We start from the raw sequence: 1966 nt of genomic DNA, 5'->3' as shown, positions 1-1966 counted from the left end.
CCAGAAGGGTGAGGATCGCGCCGAAGGGCGAGCCGATCCAGGCCGACGCGGCCTCGTATCCGGCGCTCGCATTCCTTGCGAGGCCGAACAGGAAAAGCGGCATCAGCACCACAAGGGCGAGCGCGCTCACCCGCTGGGTGATGAAATGGGCGGTGCCGGACTTGGCCGAGCCGAGCCCGCGGACACGCGCGAGGGGGGTACGGAAATCGCCCATCAGATCATGCCTCCCGCAATCCAGATGACGGCAGTGAAACCGGCGGCCGCGCCAATGATGGCCCAGGAGCGAAGATTGGAGCCGCCTGCGTCAAAACCCAGCCCCGCATCCCATGCCAGATGGCGCAGGCCATTGAGCAGGTGGTAGCTGACCGAGAAGGTGAAGCCGACGAAAGCGGCGATGACGAGAAGGCCCAGCGGGCCGGCCATCAGGCCTTCCCAGATTGCGTAGGTTTCCGGACCCGCAGCCAGCAGGACCAGCCAGACCGAGACCAGGATCGCGCCGACATAGTTCGCGATGCCGGTGGCGCGGTGCAGGATGGAGGAGGCCATGGTGGCGTGCCAGCGCCAGACCTGGAGATGCGGGGATAGGGGCTGATTGGGTCTGGTCGCCATGGGCGTCGCTTCCGCCTTCGTTGAGCCGTGTCAGGTGTCGTGCAACGGAAGGAACGGTGCTTTCCTTGACAGGGGCTTAACCGGATCGTCCGGTCTGCCACTGCCAGTTCAGGCCGCCCCTTGCCTGCTTGCGGCGAGACAATAATCCTGCAACGCGCAAGGTCAATGCGCGCGGGTGCTACGGGGGCTATGGCCGGCCAGGCGTTCACCCCCGATTGACCCCGCACCGTGCCCGCGCCACGCTTCGCGGCTTGAAACACAGGGGCGGGAGGCATTCATGGACAATCAGGCAAAGAGCGCGCTGGTAACCGGCGCATCGACCGGCATAGGCCGGGCGTGCGTGGCGAAGTTTGCCGCCGAGGGCTGGCGCGTCTTTGCGAGCGTCCGAAAAGCCAGTGACGGTGAGGCGCTCAAGGCCGAGTTCGGCGATTCGATCGTGCCCCTGATCTTTGACGTGACTGACGGGCCGGCGATTGCCCGCGCCGCTACCGAGGTGCGCGCCGCCCTTGGCGGCAGGACGCTTGGCGCGCTCGTCAACAATGCCGGGATCGCTGTCGCCGGGCCGCTAATGCATCTGCCCATCGAGGAGATGGAAAAGCAGATGGATGTGAACGTGACCGGCCAGCTGCGCGTGGTGCAGGCCTTTGCACCCTTGCTGGGCGCGGACCGGTCGCTCAACGGCGGGCCGGGGCGGATCGTCAACATGTCCTCGGTGGCGGGTTTCAGCGCGGCGCCTTTCCTTACGCCCTATGCCTGCTCGAAATTTGCGCTGGAAGCCTTCACGCAGGGCCTGCGGCGCGAGCTCATGCCCTATTCAATCGATGTGGTGGCCATCAATCCCGGGCCTATTGCGACGCCGATCTGGGACAAGGCCGAAACGGTCGATCCGGAGCAGTATGCCGGCACCGATTACATCAATCCCATCCGGCGCCTCGTGAACTACATGCTGGAGCGGGGCCGCACCGGCCTGCCGCCCTCTGCCGTGGCCGAGGCGGTATGGAGGGCGGTTACGGCTTCCCGCCCGGCGCTTAACACAATTGTGACCCCCGAACCCGTCATGCAGTGGGTTTTGGGCATTCTGCCAAAGCGAATGACTGATAGGATCATTGCAAGACGGCTCGGGCTGACGCCTGAAGCGCTCGAAAAAACAGGGCAGTAGAAACTGCCTCAACGAAAGAAACGGGGAACATATCATGCGCCATCTGATCAGCGGCATTGCCGCCAGCGTGCTTGTCGCGGCAGTCGCCCATGCCGATCCGGCAGAAGACTTCGCCAGCCTGGTTGCCGATTACGAAGCCTGGACGGACGCCAACAACTCACAGGCCCGTGCCCGCGAGGGTGATCTGGAAGCCTTGAG

Annotated in this window: 3 protein-coding genes; 1 reads left to right on the top strand and 2 read right to left on the bottom strand. The window is 64.7% G+C overall.

What is annotated here, in order from left to right; translation table 11 throughout:
• Both ACTS2Z_RS00015 and sdhC read right to left on the bottom strand, forming a co-directional pair.
• Positions 1 to 214, bottom strand: a 214-nt coding sequence (locus ACTS2Z_RS00015; protein WP_442571183.1) for a succinate dehydrogenase, hydrophobic membrane anchor protein, incomplete at its 3' end; no start/stop codon positions are given.
• Positions 214 to 609: a succinate dehydrogenase, cytochrome b556 subunit gene (sdhC, locus tag ACTS2Z_RS00010; protein WP_442571182.1), complete on the bottom strand. Its 396-nt coding sequence runs from the start codon at positions 607 to 609 to the stop codon at positions 214 to 216. The genes ACTS2Z_RS00015 and sdhC, both read right to left, overlap by 1 nt.
• A 277-nt stretch (positions 610 to 886) precedes the next feature.
• Between sdhC and ACTS2Z_RS00005 the strand changes: the two genes are divergently transcribed.
• Positions 887 to 1768, top strand: a complete 882-nt coding sequence (locus ACTS2Z_RS00005) for an SDR family oxidoreductase (protein ID WP_442571181.1) — start codon at positions 887 to 889, stop codon at positions 1766 to 1768.
• Positions 1769 to 1966 lie beyond the last annotated feature (198 nt).

It is taken from the genome of Glycocaulis sp. (assembly GCF_052168375.1).
In the GTDB taxonomy this organism is placed as follows: Bacteria; Pseudomonadota; Alphaproteobacteria; order Caulobacterales; family Maricaulaceae; genus Glycocaulis.
Note: the sequence above shows the minus strand (reverse complement) of the source record. Positions and strands in the feature narration are given on the sequence as shown.